This is a genomic window from Nitrincola salilacus (assembly GCF_046271865.1).
GTDB lineage: Bacteria > Pseudomonadota > Gammaproteobacteria > Pseudomonadales > Balneatricaceae > Nitrincola > Nitrincola salilacus.
The window spans coordinates 331,331-350,585 of record NZ_CP176580.1; the positions used below are offsets into that span (position 1 = coordinate 331,331).

At 53.7% G+C, this 19,255-nt stretch carries 18 protein-coding genes; 4 read left to right on the forward strand and 14 right to left on the reverse strand.

Going from position 1 to position 19,255, the window contains the following annotated elements; all coding sequences use genetic code 11:
• Nucleotides 1–8 precede the first annotated feature (8 nt).
• From ACK3CJ_RS01625 to ACK3CJ_RS01675, 11 genes are all read right to left on the reverse strand, one after another.
• Nucleotides 9–611, reverse strand: a complete 603-nt coding sequence (locus tag ACK3CJ_RS01625; RefSeq protein WP_409524651.1) for a pilus assembly PilX family protein — start codon at nt 609–611, stop codon at nt 9–11.
• Nucleotides 608–1,690: a prepilin-type N-terminal cleavage/methylation domain-containing protein gene (locus ACK3CJ_RS01630; RefSeq protein ID WP_409524652.1), complete on the reverse strand. Its 1,083-nt coding sequence runs from the start codon at nt 1,688–1,690 to the stop codon at nt 608–610. Before ACK3CJ_RS01630 ends, ACK3CJ_RS01625 begins: the two co-directional genes overlap by 4 nt.
• A complete protein-coding gene (gene pilV / locus ACK3CJ_RS01635) occupies nt 1,687–2,139 on the reverse strand; it encodes a type IV pilus modification protein PilV (RefSeq protein ID WP_409524653.1) in 453 nt (150 codons plus the stop codon). Before pilV ends, ACK3CJ_RS01630 begins: the two co-directional genes overlap by 4 nt.
• A gap of 1 nt (nt 2,140) precedes the next feature.
• Entirely contained in the window at nt 2,141–2,632 is a 492-nt protein-coding gene (locus tag ACK3CJ_RS01640) for a GspH/FimT family pseudopilin (RefSeq protein WP_409524654.1), read from the reverse strand.
• A 334-nt stretch (nt 2,633–2,966) separates the two neighbouring features.
• On the reverse strand, nt 2,967–3,476 hold the full coding sequence (locus tag ACK3CJ_RS01645; RefSeq protein WP_409524655.1) for a DNA-deoxyinosine glycosylase: 510 nt from the start codon (nt 3,474–3,476) through the stop codon (nt 2,967–2,969).
• A 5-nt stretch (nt 3,477–3,481) separates the two neighbouring features.
• Nucleotides 3,482–3,892 (reverse strand): type VII toxin-antitoxin system HepT family RNase toxin, encoded by a 411-nt coding sequence (gene hepT / locus ACK3CJ_RS01650; protein WP_409524656.1) that lies wholly within the window; start codon nt 3,890–3,892, stop codon nt 3,482–3,484.
• Nucleotides 3,877–4,266, reverse strand: a complete 390-nt coding sequence (mntA, locus tag ACK3CJ_RS01655) for a type VII toxin-antitoxin system MntA family adenylyltransferase antitoxin (RefSeq protein WP_409524658.1) — start codon at nt 4,264–4,266, stop codon at nt 3,877–3,879. The genes hepT and mntA overlap by 16 nt, the downstream gene beginning before the upstream one ends.
• A gap of 365 nt (nt 4,267–4,631) precedes the next feature.
• Entirely contained in the window at nt 4,632–6,122 is a 1,491-nt protein-coding gene (gene putP, locus ACK3CJ_RS01660; protein ID WP_409524659.1) for a sodium/proline symporter PutP, read from the reverse strand.
• Nucleotides 6,123–6,220: 98 nt separating this feature from the next.
• Entirely contained in the window at nt 6,221–6,925 is a 705-nt protein-coding gene (locus tag ACK3CJ_RS01665) for a hypothetical protein (protein WP_409524660.1), read from the reverse strand.
• A complete protein-coding gene (putA, locus tag ACK3CJ_RS01670) occupies nt 6,925–10,047 on the reverse strand; it encodes a bifunctional proline dehydrogenase/L-glutamate gamma-semialdehyde dehydrogenase PutA (protein ID WP_409524661.1) in 3,123 nt (1,040 codons plus the stop codon). Before putA ends, ACK3CJ_RS01665 begins: the two co-directional genes overlap by 1 nt.
• 105 nt (nt 10,048–10,152) lie before the next feature.
• On the reverse strand, nt 10,153–10,947 hold the full coding sequence (locus tag ACK3CJ_RS01675; protein ID WP_409524662.1) for an AraC family transcriptional regulator: 795 nt from the start codon (nt 10,945–10,947) through the stop codon (nt 10,153–10,155).
• A gap of 211 nt (nt 10,948–11,158) precedes the next feature.
• Here ACK3CJ_RS01675 and hemE point away from each other — a divergent pair, with 211 nt between their 5' ends.
• Entirely contained in the window at nt 11,159–12,232 is a 1,074-nt protein-coding gene (gene hemE, locus ACK3CJ_RS01680) for a uroporphyrinogen decarboxylase (protein ID WP_409524663.1), read from the forward strand.
• On the forward strand, nt 12,219–12,872 hold the full coding sequence (can, locus tag ACK3CJ_RS01685) for a carbonate dehydratase (protein ID WP_409524664.1): 654 nt from the start codon (nt 12,219–12,221) through the stop codon (nt 12,870–12,872). Before hemE ends, can begins: the two co-directional genes overlap by 14 nt.
• Nucleotides 12,873–12,957: 85 nt before the next feature.
• On the opposite strand, the gene ACK3CJ_RS01690 is transcribed toward can, so the two are convergent.
• Nucleotides 12,958–14,229, reverse strand: a complete 1,272-nt coding sequence (locus tag ACK3CJ_RS01690) for an O-acetylhomoserine aminocarboxypropyltransferase/cysteine synthase family protein (RefSeq protein ID WP_409524665.1) — start codon at nt 14,227–14,229, stop codon at nt 12,958–12,960.
• A 184-nt stretch (nt 14,230–14,413) separates the two neighbouring features.
• Here ACK3CJ_RS01690 and radA point away from each other — a divergent pair, with 184 nt between their 5' ends.
• Nucleotides 14,414–15,796 carry a DNA repair protein RadA gene (radA, locus tag ACK3CJ_RS01695; protein WP_409524666.1) on the forward strand — a complete coding sequence of 461 codons (1,383 nt, stop codon included), beginning with the start codon at nt 14,414–14,416 and terminating at the stop codon, nt 15,794–15,796.
• On the opposite strand, the gene ACK3CJ_RS01700 is transcribed toward radA, so the two are convergent.
• Complete coding sequence (locus ACK3CJ_RS01700; RefSeq protein ID WP_409524667.1) at nt 15,793–16,188, reverse strand: PilZ domain-containing protein; 396 nt, start codon at nt 16,186–16,188, stop codon at nt 15,793–15,795. The genes radA and ACK3CJ_RS01700 overlap by 4 nt on opposite strands.
• A gap of 226 nt (nt 16,189–16,414) precedes the next feature.
• Between ACK3CJ_RS01700 and ACK3CJ_RS01705 the strand changes: the two genes are divergently transcribed.
• Complete coding sequence (locus tag ACK3CJ_RS01705) at nt 16,415–17,503, forward strand: GGDEF domain-containing protein (RefSeq protein ID WP_409524668.1); 1,089 nt, start codon at nt 16,415–16,417, stop codon at nt 17,501–17,503.
• On the opposite strand, the gene ettA is transcribed toward ACK3CJ_RS01705, so the two are convergent.
• On the reverse strand, nt 17,500–19,158 hold the full coding sequence (gene ettA, locus ACK3CJ_RS01710; protein ID WP_409524669.1) for an energy-dependent translational throttle protein EttA: 1,659 nt from the start codon (nt 19,156–19,158) through the stop codon (nt 17,500–17,502). The two genes, ACK3CJ_RS01705 and ettA, sit on opposite strands and share 4 nt — an antisense overlap.
• Nucleotides 19,159–19,255: the final 97 nt, after the last annotated feature.

Sequence of the window (19,255 nt, forward strand, 5' to 3'; positions counted from 1 at the left end):
TTAGAAGATTATCTGGATCGTTTCACTGTTGTCTGCAAAGCCGCGAAGGCTCGTTCGTTAATGGTTGATGGATCGCCGCTGCGTGCAGTAATCCGGTAATACCAAACTTCATCACTGACGGAATTGCTTCCATATTGCTGCTCATTGGCGCTCTGGTTTTGCTGGGCTTCTTTATCTTCAACACGGGCTATGAGCTGGATATATACCTGGGGTGTGCCAAGCGTTATATCTGTATTAACCAGGAACTGGTTTGGGATATTGGGTAATGCAGTGATATTCACCCAGCCAGTTGAGTTGGACGAGCTCCAGGTGTTTTCCGGGAAGGGGCCGCAAGTTGTTGGGGTGGGGTTTAATGGATCGCAGTCAAAGTCGTCACTGTTGGCGCCATAGATGCTATCAAGAATCAGCGCAGTTGACGAAATGGACATTTCTGCTGCACGTAAAGCTGTTTCTGCATTCTGAAATGCCACTGAACGGTCATACAGGTTCGCTGTCATACGCTCTTGCAGCGTTGTCGATCTGATACTGGACAGACCGATAAGGGTAGCGACAACCAACATGATCATCGCAACGACGAGTGCAACCCCTTGTTGTTTTTTTGGCTGTGTCATAGTGATCGGTTCCTGAGTGAAACGATCTGAGTAAAGCTCCGCTCAAGACGGCCGTTGTTAACTGCCGAAGCCGTGCTGATGTTGGGTGTCAGGCTACTGAGCGTTAAGGTGACTTCTACCGCATTGATCGTGTTCCAGGGCGTGCCGGGAGCAGCGGCAGCAAACTGATCAGAGCCATCAGCGCGGTAGCGAAACTGCATATCAGTGACTCCTGAGATTATCTCTTCAGCAACCATGGCTGCGCTTCCTGAGTCGTTGCTCATTCGTATACGATAGAGAGAGCGGCCTCCTTCGGCTGGCCTGTCATTGTCACCGATATACCAGGCATGACTGGATATACTGGCGATAATAGTATTCTGGCTGTAGGGGCCGTGGTTTCCGTTCGTATTACAGGGTTGGTTTGGGTTGTTTCCAGGAATAATGGGCCCGAGTCCTTTGGTGCAGTTGCCTGGTGTCGTGGAGTTGCCAGTATTGACAACAATTAGATCTGCAGCCGGATTTTGACCGGAGGGGCCTGTCATCTGGAAGATTGTCCCTTGCAACTGATTGCATGCGAATAGAATATCGCCTGGTTGGAAGCCATGGCCCGTCATCGTACTCGGCCACGCAACTCTGAAATTCGCACCTTGGTTTGTATCCGTGTAGCTGGATACGTAAACGCCTGATGATGTTCCGATCAATAAGGAGATTGCGTCGGTATCTGGCACTCTATTGGAAGCCCCGGCTATAGTGTCGCTGGGGCGATAGCCTCGTACAGGTGTGCTCCAGTCAACTGCCCAGGGGGTATTGCTGTCCTGAGCGCTGTTAAGAATGTTGACAACCTCTATGTCATTCCCGCAGGGATGTCCCCCTGTTTGTCTGATATCCCTTGCAAGCAGCTCAAAAGCCAAACGCACACCATCCTGTATTTGCCCAAGGCCTTGGTTTGCTCGATTGGACTGTCCACTTGATACAATAATGCCAGTGACACCACCAATAATGACCAGCCCCAGTGTCAGCGAAATCATTAACTCAATCAGGGTGAGGCCCTTTGAGAAGGTGCGTGAACGATATGCACTATCAAGCTTATGGTGTTTCATAACTGAACCTGTGTCGTAATCTGGTGTTCAGGTGCACCCTGGCTGGCTTGTGATTCATCAAACTGAATAGTAATAGAACACCTGCCCAGCGTGCAGTCGATAGAGCTGGTTGCCTGGGTTCCCAGTAATGCCCGGATCTCTTCACGCCATGCCCGGCGTACACTATTGCTATAGTTGCTTCCTGTTGGGTCTGATGCTTCCAAGGTCAGGTTATAACTGCTGTAATCTCTGGGTGCGGAGTCTTTAATATCAGTATCTGCCTGCATGGCTTCTATAATCGTATAGGTCTGCATAATGGCCATTGAACGTTGCATTGCGCTTTGATTGTTTTTCAGAGAATTCAGCTGCAGACCTGCCAAACCCAAAAGCCCAATCGACAGGACCAGTAAGGTAATCAAAACCTCAATCAGTCCCAGACCTTGCATATTCACTTTATGCGTTTTATACATGCTACAGGCACCCGGTCGCATCATCTTTGTCAATGGACTGCCTGTTACCAGCCCCTAAAACGATCTCTCGATAGCAGTTGTCCAAATGGGTTGAGTTGACCCTGATACGATTGCCACTGACCAGGTCTGTACCTGTTCGGGCTAAACCATCAGCCTGGAAACGAATGCGGTCGGCAGTCAGTCCCGATGTCACGATAGCATTATTGTAACGACTGAAATCACCTCTTTGTATAAGTGAGCCATTGGGCAGCATCATCAGCCAATGCTCCCATGTGGCAGTGTTTTCTGCACATTGAGTGGTATTTGCTGAGGTGGTTCGGCAAAGCGTGACGGTTGAATTGCGACGTATGGCTTCGGAGCGGGCTGTCGTTATGAGGCCAATGATCTCGTTGGTTTGAGAGACTATTCTGTTCTTGGTGATCATGCTTTGGAAAGAGGGAATGCCAAGACCCAGTATGATGGCTGCAATAGAAATCGTAATCATGACTTCCATGAGAGAGAAGCCTTTCTGGACGCCAGGCAAAGCGTTTGACGAAAATCTCGGATGCATACCAATAACCTTCAAGACTATTATGTTTGCATTTCAGGGGGCGATTCCCCCATCATTAAATACCAACTTCACTATCTTAATATTCAGCTATGAAATACTGCACTTTCAAACAGAAGTTGGTGCGGAGTGAGGTTGATATAGTAACTGATATTGGTGCTGATATCTTTATTTTTTTCTGATGGGTGCCCGCTTGTATACTAAGAGGAGGCGCGTAAAAATAAACCGTTTTGAATCAAAAGGTTTAAGCGGGAAATGCAGCAAGCGATGGCGCTTGATCTTATAAATATAATACATGGTATATGGTCTGCCAGGCTTTACATTTATTCTCCAGTTTCATCGCCGCATGAGCAGGACTTGTTGAAGGCAGGCGGGTATAGCTGAGGTAGTCGAGCCTGAGTTCTGGCAGAGCATACCGTCGAAAGCTCTGTTCAGCTTTTGCACCATTGAAGACCACATGCCTGATATCTGGATGGCGCCTGAAGAAGCTTTCAAAGTCATTCACTTTCAGTGAGCCCTCATCAATATCGGCATCCAGACTTCCGACCCGCACACAGGACTCAAGCACATCCCACACAGCAATGCCCTCGGCTTTCAGTATTTCCACTCGGTTGTGATAGGGTAGCTCCGGATGGGCGCCAAACAACTCCCCCATAATCGGCCAGAAAGCATTGCGAGGGTGCGCATAGTATTGCTGCGCCTCCAGCGAGGCGACACCGGGCATGCTCCCAAGAATCAATATCCGGGCATTTTCGGGCTCAATGGGTGGAAAGCTGTAGATCGGGGTCATATAAATCAGCGGCTGGATATTTGGCGTGCAAACTGGCGAAAGTCGTCCAGACGTGTTTTGCATAATGAGTGGACGATTGCCCAGTTGATTGTCTCGTAGGCATGTACTGCCAAATTTCTGAAACCCACGGCCTTGCGTAGTCGTCCGGCCAGTTCAGCATCTATCACGCCAGCATTTGACAGCATACTGAAGGCCTCACCCATAGTTGAGGGTGCGCTGGTCTCTGGGTGCGATGCAGCCCAATGCAGGGCAAGATCAACGCTGAGCTGAACGGAACGAGTCAGGTTGAGTGATAGAATATCCTGGGCATCGAGATCCGCTTCAAGCTCAGCAACGCTGGCAGGGCAGCGAGACTCAAGTCTTTGTACGCAGCGCCTCAGTGATTCAAGTTTCTGACTGATCAGTTGCTGATCCATGCATCTAGCCTCTCTTTCAGCATGCGCTCCTGCAGAGGCACAAAATCAGCATTGGCGATAACATTCTGCAACATCAGCTTCGCCATCTCCTCTTCGGTACCCATCACTTTAATGCCGGTCGTAACAATCTGATTCAGCAGTGGTTGACCGACTGTGTGCAGATCAATCAAATCGACAGGACGGCCCGTGATCAGTGTGATCTCTTCAATCATAGCCGTACGCTGTAGCAAGGTCAGGGGTTGGCAGAGCTTCACGGCGAAGTCAATGTCGCTGTCGAGCGTTGCTCGACTCTGTGCAACGGAGCCAAATAGAACAGCCAGACGAATATCCGGAAAGGTCGTTTGTAACGATTGAAAATCAGGAATCTCTTTCATGGTGATAAGCATATCATGCCAACTAAGCTGTAACAGTTCACACTATAGCAGGCTTATCAACGACAGGGCAGAGGATGACTTTATCTGGATGTTAACAGATTGCTGAAAAGGCAGTACATGGCAGGAAAAGGCTGTGCTTAAAACAAAAAAAGGGCCCTTATGCATCCTTGCTTAATGGGCCCCGTCATCGGCATCCTAGCCGACCGCCATCCCCATCCCTGGGTGGACTTTATGAGGTACTGAACTCCATCAGATTTATCGGCGTCCTTGCCAACCTCTGACGCTATTTTCGTTGTTACGAGTGAGAGTTAATATAGGACTTTTTCCTAAATTCAAACAATGTTTGAATTTCAGCAGTCGAAGTATCACAGCCCTTCTAAAACTCGCTCATGCTGAGCCATGACTTCAGCATCGGGCTCTTTTGTCATCAGGGTGACAAGCACAATTGCGATTGAAGCCAGGATGATGCCTGGTACGATCTCATAGAGATCGAAGATACCGCCAGTAATAGGCTTCCAGATCACTACAGTGGCAGCTCCGACTACAACACCGGCCAGTGCGCCATGACGATTCATGCGCTTCCAGTAGAGGCTGAATACCAGGGCGGGTCCGAAGGCTGCACCGAATCCGGCCCAGGCGTAGGATACAAGGCCCAATACCGTGCTGTCTGGGTTGAACGCCAGTGCCAGTGCGACCAGCGACAGGCCAACCACTGCAATACGACCAACCATCACGATCTCTTTCTGTGATGCATTCTTGTTGATGATCTGTTTGTAGATATCTTCAGCCAGTGCTGAAGAGGAGACCAGCAGTTGTGAATCGGCTGTACTCATGATGGCGGCCAGAATCGCTGCCAGCAGAATGCCTGCGATTACCGGGTGGAACAGGGCGCTGACCAGTACCATGAAGATGGTTTCACCATCTCCCAGTTCTCCGCCGAGATGGGTATTGACATAAACCAGGCCAGACAGGCCAACAAATACAGCACCTGCCATTGCCAGCGCACTCCAGCCAACAGCAATATTACGTGCTGTAGAGATGTCGGCGTTACTGCGACAGGCGGCAAAACGTGCCAGGATATGTGGTTGTCCGAAGTAGCCGAGGCCCCATGCGGCAAGCGATACGATCGCAATCAGGCTCAGCGCTTCGCCATCAGTCCCGTTGAACAACGTCAAAAGTTCTGGATTGATCTGCTCGATGGAGGTGAACATGGCACCCATGCCGCCATCAGCCTGAATGACGATGACAGGCACAATCATCAGCGCAGCAGCCATCAGCAAGCCCTGTACCAGATCCGTCCAGGAGACAGCCAGAAAGCCACCAAACAGGGTGTAGGACACAACACAGACAGTGCCGATAATCACCGCGACAGTGTAGTCGAAACCGAATACTGTCTCGAATAGCTTACCTCCGGCAACCAGCCCAGAGCTGGTATAGAAGAGGAAGAATACCAGCACGAAAAAGGCCGAAGTGACCTGCAGCAGACGGCTGCGATCACGGAAACGATTGGCCAGAAACTCGGGCAGAGTCAGTGCATCACTGGCTTCAATGCTATAGGTACGCAGGCGCTTGGCAACAAACTGCCAGTTGGCCCAGGTGCCCAGCAACAGGCCGCCAGCGAGCCACAGTGATTCCATACCAGCTGCATAAGCATAACCGGGAAGACCCAGCAGTAACCATCCACTCATATCGGAAGCACCGGCAGACAGGGCCGCAGGCCAGGGACCCAGAGAACGGCCACCCAGAAAATAATCTGAAGAGCTGGCGGTGCGTCGATAAGCATAGATACCTATCACAACCATCACAATCAGGTACGCCAGAAAGGTAGCGTATACGGCAAAAATGTTTTCGGACATGCAGTTCCTCATCATAAGCCCTCACGGGCTATCATGTTGTTTTTGTTGGCTTGGGATGGATACCGCTCATCGCAGGTACGATGAGCGGCGGACAAGGCTCAGCCGTTGCCGAGCTCAAGAAGTGTGGCGTTGCCACCGACCGCAGTGGTGTTGATGGAGCGGGTTTTCTCAGTGACAAAGCGCAGCAGGTGATCCGGCTGCAGCAGTTGCGTGCAACCGACAGGATCGGTTTCAGGTATCAGTTGAACCAGCAGGCCATTACGTTCGGCCAGTTGACGGTTCAGTGATATCGACTCCTCTTCTGTGCAGACAGGTGCTACCAGGCTTATCCCTTCGAGCTGCGACAGAGTGTAGGTATTCAGTGCGGCATGATGCTGCAACACTGCCTCGGAAATACCGGCTGCATGCAGCTGCTTGCAGATGCTCTCGCACCAGTCGGTCTGGCTGGGCAGACTGGCCAGTACGCAGTTACCGCTTACCAGTGCAGTGATCAGCTGACCCAGGAATGCAACCTGATGGCTTTGATCCGTGCCATGTACGACGGCGACACCGCGGCCATTCAGATACAGCTCATTGCATTCGCCCGTAGGACCCGGCAGCTCCTGAACCTTTTCCAGACGGGCGGCGCGCTCCAGCAACAGTTGCAGTAGCTTTTGAGCTTCACGTGGCAGCGTCAGCTTGTGCAGGGCTGCAGTCAGGCGTTCACTGCGAGTCTTGAAGCCGAGTTTGTTCCAGCTTTCCCAGGCAGCCAGTGCCGAGGTGATAGCGTGCTCAGTAGTAGAGTGTTCAGCAAAAGGGTTCATCAGTTGGCCTCCTGGGCAGGCATGAGACGGGTAAATCGCTGCAGATAATGAGGGCCACCAGCTTTGGGGCCGGTGCCTGACAGTCCCTGTCCACCAAATGGCTGAACGCCGACTACTGCGCCGATCTGATTGCGATTGATATAGGCGTTACCGACCTTGGTGCGTGCTTCAATATGCGCAGCCGTGCGTTCATTACGACTGTGTATACCCAGTGTCAGGCCATAGCCGGAGTTGTTGATAGTATCGATCAACTGATCCAGTTCATTGGCTTTGTAACGCACCAGATGGATGATCGGACCAAACTGCTCACGACCAAGCTGATCGATCGATTTGATTTCGAACGCTGTCGGCGCGACAAAAGTTCCGTAGCTGGCTTCTGCCGGCAAGGCTGTCTGGGCGATCAGGCGGGACTGGGCTTTCATCTTCTCGATATGTTGCAGCAGTCCCTGCTGCGCGTCCTGATCGATCACAGGGCCAACATCAGTGCTGTGCAGGCGAGGATCACCCACTTTCAGCTCAGCCATGGCACCCTTCAGAAGGTCAATGATGCGATCGGCAATATCGGTCTGTACGCACAGAACACGCAGTGCGGAGCAGCGCTGTCCGGCAGAAGCAAAGCCTGACAGCACCGCATCCGTCACCACCTGTTCGGGCAGTGCGGTTGAGTCCACAATCATCGCATTCTGGCCGCCGGTTTCGGCAATCAGAGGAACCGGTGCTGCATCACGACGTGACAGGGCGCGATTGATCAGATGTGCGGTTTCTGTGGAGCCGGTGAAAGCGACACCGTTGATGCGGGTATCGGATGTCAGCGGTGCACCGACGTTGGCACCGTCACCTGGCAGCAGTTGGATAGCACTGCCCGGTACACCGGCTTCCAGCATCAGCTCGATAGCGCGATAGGCGATCAGGCTGGTCTGCTCTGCCGGTTTGGCGATGACGCTGTTACCGGCAGCCAGCGCTGCGGTCACCTGGCCGAGGAAAATAGCCAGTGGGAAGTTCCAGGGGCTGATGCAGACAAAAATACCCCGCCCGCGTCGTTCCCAGTTGCGGCCGGTGCCCTGAAGGTCTGGCAGCATGATCGGATGACCACAATCCTCTTCTGCCTGATTGGCATAGAAGCGGCAGAAGTCGACCGCTTCACGCACTTCATCAATACTGTCCTGAATGGTTTTACCCGCTTCCATATGGCACAGCGCCACAAATTCAGCCAGGTGCTCTTCAAGCAGATCGCCCAGGCGACGCAGTGCATCGGCACGAGTTTTAACGGGTGTCTGCTGCCACTCAGTATAGCCCTGCGCAGCCACGTCCATCGCCTGCTCAACCAGTGCCTTGTTGGCAAAAGAGACGCTGCCGACCAGAATGCGGTTATCCTGCGGTGATTTAACCGGGTGAGGTTCTGCCCCAGTCACCGGCTGTCCATTGATCAGAGACTGACCCTGCCACTGACGATTGATGTGCGCGTTGATCGCTTCGTGGAATGGAGTCCACTCGGATTCGATATCAATATTCGGGCTGAAGGAGTTCTTCCGTGAGTCCCCGAAAATATCGATCGGCAGAGGAATCTTCGGATTGTGCAGCGGCTTGCGTGAGTTCAGTACTTCCCAGGGGTGCTGTACCAGTTCACTGATCGGGCAGCGTGCATCCACCAGACGGTGAACGAAAGAGCTGTTGGCGCCGTTTTCCAGCAGGCGGCGAACCAGATACGGCAGCAGGTCTTTGTGATTACCGACCGGCGCATAGATACGCACCGATATGCCAGTTTCGTCCAGCACCTTGTTGTACAGGGCATCACCCATACCGTGCAGACGTTGGAACTCGAACTGGCGATGGGTGGCCTTGTTCATGATCGCAGAAACGGTGTGTGCGTTATGGCTTGCAAACTGAGGCCAGATCAGGCCGCACAGATGTTCGCTGAGCAGAAAGCGGGCACAGGCCAGATAGGCGGTGTCAGTGGCTTCTTTACGCGTGTAAACGGGATAACCAGACAGGCCTCGCTGCTGGCACAGCTTGATTTCGCTGTCCCAGTAGGCGCCTTTAACCAGACGCAGTGGAATCATGTCACCCTGCTGTTTTGCCAGTGCTGCCAGCCAGGCCAATACCGGCAGGGCACGCTTGGAATAAGCCTGTACCACCAGACCAAAGCCACCCCACCCACGAACGGACTCGTGCTGGTAAAGTTTCTTGAACAGGCGCAGCGAGAGCTCCAGACGATCCATCTCTTCGGCATCAATTGTGATGGCCACATCCAGAGCACGGGCACGACGCACCAGACGGATGACGGTTTCATACAGCTCGGTCAGTACGCGCTCTTCCTGCGCAAACTCATAGCGCGGGTGCAAGGCTGACAGTTTGATGGATACGCTCGGTTTAGGACCCTTGGCCTTCTTGTCCTTGTAGTTGCCGACATAATCAATGGCGCGTGCGTAGTCATTGAAGTATTTGCTGGCGTCAGCGGCTGTCAGCGCAGCCTCGCCCAGCATATCGAAGGAGTAGGTGTAGCCCTTCTGGCGAAACTTGCTGCCACGATCCAGCGCTTCATTGATGTTGCGACCCAGTACGAACTGGTGACCCATCACTTTCATCGCCTGCTGCATCGCGTTGCGGATCACCGGCTCGCTCATACGATTGACGAGGCGGTTGATGATGCCGGCTGGAGAGCCGTCTTCACGCTCATCCATTGTGACGACCTTGCCAGTCAGCAGCAAGCCCCAGGTGGAGGCATTCACCAGCAGTGATTCAGAGTTGCGCAGATGCTTCTTCCAGTCAGCAACGCTGAGTTTGTCGCGGATCAGCGCGTCGGCCGTATCGGCATCAGGTATGCGCATCAGTGCTTCTGCCAGACACATCAGCAGAATGCCCTCTTTTGTATCCAGGCTGTATTCGAGCAGCAGTGCATCGATCATATGGATCGCATCGCCGTCGGCGCGTACTCGCTCGATCAGAGATGTCGCCAGTTTCTCGGTCTTCTCCACTTCGCCCGCGCGTGGCTCGGCCAGTGGCATCAACTCTCTGAGCCAGATGTCTTCATCAATGCTGTAGAGTGGAGAAATAGCCTGCCAGAGTGTCTCTTCAGGTTGAGAGATCCAGGCTGGATCCAGTACATCGATCGCTTTGAACATTATCACTACCCTCAAATGTTTCAGATCATCAGGGTTAAGTGTAGGCCTGATGATCGACAATGGGGTCACTTTAAAGACAAGAGATGCGTAGCGTCTTGCACAAAGCTATGGTGTTTTGCACTGATCCTCTGGTCGGAGGCAGTCTTTTCGATAGCGGGCAGGGGATATGTTGAAGTGTGCGGTGAAGGCACGGGTCAGCGCGCTCTGGTTGGAAAAGCCGAAATGTGAGGCGATCTGAGCCAGGGACTGGTGGCCCTGCTCAAGCGCCTGAAGTACCCCGTCAAGACGGCGTTTCAGGACATATTGCTGTGGTGTCGCGCCTGTCTGCATGCGAAAGCGTTCATAAAACTGGCTACTGCTGAGATAGACCAGCCCGGCGAGTTCGGCCACATTGATGCGACGTTCCATATTGAGATCGATATAGCTGTCGATCATATCCATGTTGATACCCCCCTGCCAGCGCGGCAGTGGCTGGCGGTTCAGTATCTCCATGTGGCGCTGCAGTGCACAGATCAGGGTGTTACTGCAGGCGGTTTGCAGCAATCGGTCATTCGGGCTGTAACGCATCTCCCGACTCAGCGCCGTGATCAGTATCTGCAGATCGCTGCTGCAACTGATGTATTGCGATTGGCGAAAGAGTTGCTCGATTCGGTGTTGCTGATGTTTATCGTTGCTGGAAGTGGGCATGTTGACGACGACGATGTGGTTCTTGCCCATGCCCCAGAAGGCGTGATCGGTGGCACAGGGCAGCAGGCAACCCCTGCCGGTTGTCAGTGGTTGGGCATTTCCGGCAATGTTAAACTCGGTATTACCATCCAGACCGAAGACAAGTTGGTGATAGTCGTGATCATGATGTTCGGCGTTTTCAGGTAAACTGATCACTTCTGCCTGTTTAATCATGGTACAGATCACTATATTCGGGTTCTGTGTCATCAAGGTGCTTGGGGTTGATTCCCGCGGGACCAACCCCTGTATACTAACACACCAATTGATCCAGCTCACTAATCCCTGACAATGCGCCCCACACAATGTGCGCCCAACGCGAAGCATTCTCAGGGGCAAAAAGGTACAATAGGGCAGATTTAATATTACCGAACAGGATCCAGTATCGATGGCTGAGTTGAAGAATGACCGTTTTTTACGCGCCCTGCTGCGTGAACCCGTTGATGTCACGCCTGTATGGATGATGCGTCAGGCTGGGCGTTACCTGCCCGAGTACAAAGCAACGCGAGCCAGGGCCGGTGATTTTCTGAGTCTGTGCAAGAATCGTGAGCTGGCCTGTGAAGTGACCCTGCAACCGCTGGAGCGCTATGATCTGGATGCGGCGATACTCTTCTCGGATATTCTGACGATTCCTGATGCGATGGGGCTGGGGCTCTATTTTGAAGAAGGGGAAGGTCCGCGTTTTCGTAAGGTGATGCGTACTGAAGCGGATGTTGCAGCGCTGCCGATTCCCGATGTCGCCAGTGATTTAGATTACGTCATGGCGGCGGTTACAGAGATCCGCTCGGCTCTGGGTGGTCGCGTACCGCTGATCGGTTTTTCCGGCAGCCCCTGGACGCTGGCCACCTATATGGTGGAAGGTGGCTCAAGCAAAGATTTTCGCCATATCAAGCAGATGATGTATGCCACCCCTGAGGTGCTGCATGAGCTGCTGGATAAGCTGGCGCAGACAGTGACGGCGTACCTGAACGAACAGATCAGATCCGGCGCTCAGGCAGTGCAGATTTTTGATACCTGGGGTGGTGTGCTCAGCGGCCCGATGTATCGGGAGTTTTCGCTCAAATATATGAGTCAGATCGTGTCAGGCCTGATTCGCGAGCACGAAGGTCGCCGTGTGCCAGTTATCATGTTCACCAAGAACGGCGGCCAGTGGCTCGAAACCATGCTTGAAGCCGGTGCGGATGCGCTGGGTCTCGATTGGACAACCGACCTCGGTGATGCCCGCCGACGGGTGGGCGGCCAGGTGGCTCTGCAGGGCAATATGGATCCGAGCGTGCTGTATGCACCGCCTGAGCGTATTCGCGCCGAAGTGGCAGACCTGCTGGCGCGCTACGGTTCGGGTAACGGTCATATATTCAATCTCGGGCATGGTATTCACCAGTTTGTTGATCCTGAACATGCCGGTGTATTTATCGATGCCGTTCATGAACTAAGCGCAAAGTATCACGATGAAAAAGCTTAAATGCCTGTTTGACAGTAACCGTGAGTGGTCCGACCGCATTTCTCAGCAGGACCCTGATTTCTTCCCGACACTGGCGTCGCAGCAGGCGCCTGAATATCTCTGGATCGGCTGTTCAGACAGTCGTGTGCCGGCCAATGAGATAGTTGACCTGATGCCGGGTGAACTGTTTGTGCATCGTAACGTGTCCAACCTGGTGATCCATACCGATATGAACTGCCTGTCTGTCCTGCAATATGCGGTACAGGTGCTGAAGGTGAAACATATCATGGTAGTGGGGCATTATGGCTGTGGCGGCGTGCGGGCAGCGCTTGAAGACAGACCGCATGGATTGATTGATAACTGGCTGGGCCATATCCGGGATGTCTACGCCAAACATCGTGACATCATTGGTGAATGGCAGGACTCATCAAAGCAGTTCGATCTGATGTGTGAGCTGAACGTTATCGAACAGGCAGAGAATGTCTGTAACACCACGGTGTTGCGAGAAGCCTGGGCAAGGGGCCAGGAGGTGACTGTGCATGGTTGGATTTACGGATTAAAAGACGGGCTACTGACCGATCTGCGCTTCTGTGCGAGTGGGCTGGATGAAGTTGAAGAAGAGTACCAGCAGGCTGTGGATAAGGTGCGCAGCAGCGTATAGTCTTTCGAAATACCCTCATTGAGAGCGGGTGCCTGTTACTACTGGCACCCGCTGTGTCCTTGCTGATGTTCTTGATATTGCGATATCAGGCCTTGCTCAGCGCCTGTTCGAGATCTGCCAGCAGATCATCAATATGCTCGATACCGATTGACAGCCTGACCATCTCCGGTGCCACACCGGCGGATTTCAGCTCTGCATCATTGAGCTGGCGGTGCGTGGTTTCGGCTGGAATTGAGGCCAGGGATTTGCAGTCACCGATATTCACCAGTCGCAGGAAAATATTCAGCGAATCATAGAAGCGTCGTGTGCCCTCGCGGCCAGCCTTTAGGCCAAAGCTGAGAATGCCTGACGCCTGTCCCTGCATATACTTCTGAGCCAGGGCATGATCTTTGTGTGAAGGAAGGCCAGCATAGTTGATCCAGGCTACTGCATCATGCTGTTCAAGGTATTCGGCGATCTTCTGTGTGTTGCTGCAGATACGCTCCATACGCAGGGGCAGGGTTTCCAGGCCCTGAATCAACAGAAAGGCATTCATCGGTGAAAGCGCCGCACCCATATTGCGCAATGGGACAACACGGGCACGCCCAATGAAGGCGGCTGGCCCGAAGGCATCAGTATAAACAACGCCATGATAGGAGGGGTCCGGTTCATTCAGCAACGGGAAGCGATCCTTGTGATTGGCCCAGGGGAACTTGCCGGCATCGACGATCACACCGCCGATTGAGTTACCGTGTCCACCGATATACTTGGTAGCGGCTGTGACGATGATATCGGCACCCTGTTCGATAGGACGCCACAACGCGGGGCTTGGGACGGTGTTATCCACAATCAGCGGCACACCATGACGGTGTGCAATCTCAGCCAGCTTTTCTATATCGGCGATACCACCGGATGGGTTGCCGATCGACTCGCAGTACAGGCCTTTGGTGCGGCTGTCGATCTTGCTTTCAATATCTGCAAAGTCGTCTTTGTTGACGAAGCGTACCTCAATTCCCTGGCGTGGCAGAGTATGAGCAAACAGGTTGTAGGTGCCGCCATACAGCTCGCTGACAGATATAATATTGTCGCCGACTTCTGCCAGTGTCTGAATGGTATAAGTGATTGCCGCCATGCCGGAGGCAACCGCCAGTGCGGCAACCCCGCCTTCAAGGGCGGCGACGCGCTGTTCCAGCACGTCTGAGGTCGGGTTCATGATGCGGGTATAGATATTACCTGCGACCTTGAGATCGAACAGATCTGCGCCATGCTGGGCATTATCAAACGCATAGGACGTCGTCTGATAGACAGGTACGGCGACCGCCTTGGTCGTGGGATCAGGCGCGTAGCCAGCATGTACGGCGAGGGTTTCCAGTTTCATGATCGTTCCTTGTATTTATTAGCAATGTCTGACACATGGCAACTGATACCACATCCGCCCTCTGTGACACAATCCCGTGTATCAGGATCGACTCACTCTTGCTCCTGTTATGCTGGCAAAGGGCTGATATACTGGCCCGTTAGTCCGTAAATGAAGATCACACAGATTTTTTAAGGAGTTCTGTATGGCCAAGGCCAAATCTGCCTATGTCTGTAATGATTGCGGAGCCGAATACGGCAAGTGGCAGGGGCAATGTACGGCCTGTGGTGCCTGGAACACGCTGAGTGAAGTGCGTCTCGCGAGTCTCCCGGCGGCGTCTGGTTCGCGGGGGGCTCGTTATGAAGGTTATGCCGGTAATGCAGGTCCAGCGCACAAGCGTGTGATCAGCCTGAGTGAGGTGGATCTGCAGGATACGGCCCGGATTCCTACCGGCACCGGTGAGCTGGATCGTGTGCTGGGTGGTGGATTGGTGCCCGGATCGGCTGTACTGATCGGTGGTCATCCCGGTGCCGGCAAGAGCACACTGCTGCTGCAGACGCTGTGTCATCTGGCGGAGTCACTGCCGGTGCTCTACGTCACGGGTGAGGAGTCCCTGCAGCAGGTTGCCATGCGCGCTGCGCGTCTGGGTCTGAAAGCGGACAATATGAAGATGTTGTCGGAAACATCAGTCGAGACTATCTGTGATGTGGCGCAGCATTTGAAACCGAAGGTACTGGTGATCGACTCCATCCAGGTGATGCATGTGGCAGATGTACAGTCGGCACCCGGTTCGGTGGCTCAGGTGCGTGAAGGTGCTGCTTTTCTGACCCGCTTTGCCAAGCAGACAGGTACCGTTCTGTTTCTGGTCGGGCATGTGACCAAAGATGGATCGCTGGCTGGCCCGAAAGTATTGGAACATATGATCGACTGCTCGTTGCAGCTTGAGGGATCATCCGACAGCCGCTATCGCACACTGCGCAGCCATAAGAATCGTTTTGGTGCAGTGAACGAGCTGGGCGTGTTTGCGATGCTCGAAACCGGGCTTAAAGAGGTGCGTAATCCCAGCTCCATATTTCTCAATCGTGGCTCGGAAGCCAGCTCGGGCAGTGTCGTGATGGTACTCTGGGAGGGGACTCGTCCGTTGCTGGTGGAACTGCAGGCATTGGTGGATCAGTCACACCTGGCCAATCCACGCCGTGTGGCGGTAGGTCTGGATCATAACCGTCTGGCGATGCTGTTGGCTGTGCTGCATCGTCATGGTGGGTTGATGACGGGTGATCAGGATGTGTTCGTCAATGTTGTCGGGGGTGTCAAGGTGCTGGAAACCAGTGCCGATCTGGCGCTGCTGCTGGCGGTGGTGTCAAGCTTTCGTGACCAGGTGCTGCCGCATGATCTGATCGTATTCGGTGAAGTGGGGCTATCGGGCGAGATCAGGCCGGTGCAGAATGGGCAGGAGAGAATTCGTGAGGCGGCCAAACATGGCTTCAAGCGCGCGATTGTACCGAAAGCCAATGTACCCAAGGAACGGCTCGGTGATATCCAGATTATCGGGGTGCAAACCTTGTCAGAGGCGCTGGATCAGCTCTAGGGCTGGTCTTCGTGAGGTTCATCTTCCTGCGGGAACATCTGTTCGAGCTCTCGCTCCAGCAGCATTTCATCTCCCAGATTCAGTTCCACCAGACGGCGCAGATGCGAGATGCTCTCCAGATCCATCTCCTCTGCGTCGAATCCATAATAGGGGGGTTGCAGATGGCACAGGCGTGATGGCATACGGATCAAAACATCATTGGCAAGATAGATGCTCAGCACTGCCGGGTCGTCGAGTTGAATGTCCAGAACCTTGTCCGATTTCATCAGCACGCCGCGCAGAGAGATATCCACCAGCTGCATCACCAGCGCTCCGCCTTTGAAATGCACTTCACACTCGGCATCAAAGTGAATGCGAGTAAAGCGCCGACGGTCTGAAGGGTCTCTGATCACGGATTGTTCCTTTTCTTGTCAAAGGTGCTTATATCAAAGAAGCCATGGCCTGAAAATGACTGTTTATCCATCACATATTAGTACAGCTTGGCGCTATTGTGGAGAACATTGAGCCTGATCATGGTGAATACTCAGCTAGTCTATTAGTCTGATGATAAATAGTCTGATGATAAAACCAGTCAGAGCCATGATCTCTGATCGAAGACTTTACTGAGGGTATTCAACGATGCTGTCCTATATGGAGTTGCTGACCGCGCGTCAGCATACGCGCTATTTCAGGGAAACCCGCGGTCACTATATCTATCGCCGCACGCGTGTGATTGCGCTTATCCTGGCCCTGCTTCAGAGCGTATGGATCCTGGTTGATCATATGCTGCTGCCGGTTGATGTGCAGTCGCAGGTAGCCGTTGCGCGGCTGCTCAGCAGTGTCGCATTTGTTGCGCTGGTGTGCTGGACTCAACGCCCCTATAGCGAACATCTGGCGCTGTTGCGGATCACCATGATCATTCTGTTGTTGCTGTTGTTTCACTCGGTGAGTGCGGCGATCCTGATCCTGCATGGACATGAGTATACCGTGGCCGGGTATCAGTTCTTCCCCTATATGATCGTCACCATGCTGGCGGTATTTCCGCTGACGCTGCTTAATGTGCTGAGCTTCACGTTGCTGGTGGCAGCAGTTGAAATAATCACTCAGTTGCTGCGCGGGCAGTTTGGTCAGGTGCAGGCAGTGGATAGTCTGTGGCTGCTGCTGGTGCTGGCAGTCGTGGCGGGCTGGGCCGCGGTGAATCAGCTCAACATGCTGTTGGGGCTTTATCGTCAGGCAACGCGTGATGCGCTGACCAGTCTGGCCAACCGGCGTTTGGTTCTGGAACAATTGGATACGGAGATAGGGCGGCTGCCGGAAAACAGTGGCAAGCTTTCGGTGCTGCTGTTCGATCTGGATAAGTTCAAGGGCTTCAACGACAACTATGGACATGCTGCCGGAGATATCGTGCTCAAGGAGTTTGCGCGGATACTGATCAAAGTGGCGCGGCGCAAGGTTGATCTGCCTGCCCGTTTTGGCGGTGAGGAGTTTCTGATGCTGTTACCGGGTATGGATCGTGAAGAGGCTGCCAGTGTGGCGGAGCAGATCATTGCCGCCTGCCATGCCACTCAGGTAAGAATTCCCAGTGGTGATAAGGTCGGGTTTACCACCAGTATTGGCGTTGCGCAGTGGCAGGCAGGTGAAGATCACTCAAATCTGATCGGGCGCGCTGACGCAGCTCTGTATGAAGCCAAGGACAGCGGCCGCGATCGATTTGTGGTGGCGGGTTAGCTCATGCGGCGATACTTGATCCGCTCGGGCTGGTGATCCTTGCCATAACGCTTGCGATAGTCTTCGGCATACTCGGTGTAATTGCCTTCGAAATAGGCGACTTTCGAGTCACCTTCGTAGGCGATCATATGCGTACAGACACGGTCAAGGAACCAGCGGTCATGCGAGATCACCACGGCTGAGCCCGGGAAGGCAAGGATCGCTTCCTCCAACGCACGCAGGGTTTCGATATCCAGGTCGTTTGTCGGCTCATCGAGCAGCAGCACGTTGCCGCCCTCTTTCAGCAGCTTGGCCATATGCAGACGGTTGCGCTCACCACCCGACAGATCCTTGACGAACTTCTGCTGGTCCGATCCCTTGAAGTTGAAGCGGCCACAATACGCGCGTGATGGCGAGGTGTAGCTGCCGACTGTAATCATATCCTGACCGTCCGAGATCTCCTCGAATACGGTTTTGCTGCCATCCAGCTCGCGGCTCTGATTGACATACGCAAGCTTGACGGTGCTGCCGATCACGATCTCGCCGCTATCTGGCTGCTCTTCACCGGTGATCATACGGAACAGGGTCGATTTACCCGCGCCGTTAGGACCTATGATGCCGACGATGGCGCCTGGTGGGATGGTCAGGCTGAGGTCTTCAAACAGCAGCTTGTCGCCATAAGACTTGGTGACATTGTGCAGTTCGATTACTTTGTCACCCAGACGTGGTCCAGGTGGAATGTAGATCTCCTGAGTTTCGTTGCGCTGCTGGAACTCGCGTGAGTTCATCTCTTCAAATTGCTTGATGCGTGACTTGGATTTCGCCTGACGTCCCTTGGCACCCTGGCGCACCCACTCCAGCTCGGCCTGTACGGCCTTGCGATGAGACGCCTCCTGTTTGGCTTCCTGCTCCAGGCGGGCATCCTTCTGTTCCAGCCAGGAGGAGTAGTTGCCTTCGTAGGGGATGCCGCGTCCGCGATCCAGCTCCAGAATCCAGCCGGCGGCATTGTCGAGGAAGTAACGGTCATGGGTGATCGCCACGACAGTACCTGGGTACTCCTGCAGGAAGCGCTCGATCCAGGCGATCGATTCGGCGTCCAGATGGTTGGTGGGCTCATCCAGCAGCAGCATGTCGGGGTTATCCAACAGCAGTCGGCACAGGGCGACACGGCGGCGTTCACCACCGGACAGGTTTTTCACTGGTGCATCCCATGGCGGCAGGCGCAGCGCATCGGCGGCACGCTCCAGCGCGTTATCCAGGTTATGACCCCCTTTGGCCTGCAGCAGGTTTTCCAGTTCGCCCTGACGTTTGGCCAGCGCATCAAAGTCGGCATCCGGGTCGGCATAGGCGGCATAGACGGCGTCCAGCTCTTCCAGTGCGCCCTTGACATCGGCCACGGACTCTTCGACCACTTCGCGCACGGTCTTGCTGTCATCCAGCTCCGGCTCCTGCGGCAGGTAGCCGACCTTGATGTTTGGCATCGGGCGGGCTTCGCCGATGTAGTCTTTATCCACACCTGCCATGATGCGCAGCAGGGATGACTTACCGGAGCCGTTAAGGCCCAGTACGCCTATCTTGGCGCCGGGGAAGAAGGATAGAGAGATATCCTTGAGAATTTCACGCTTCGGCGGCACGATCTTGCCGACGCGGTTCATACTGTAAACATATTGAGCCATGGATACTGCCTGCTTGTTGGTTTGCAGAAAAATTGCAGAAATAGATTTGCAGAAAAAGTTAATCGAAAAACGTTGGCGCAATTTTACCTGTCTGGAT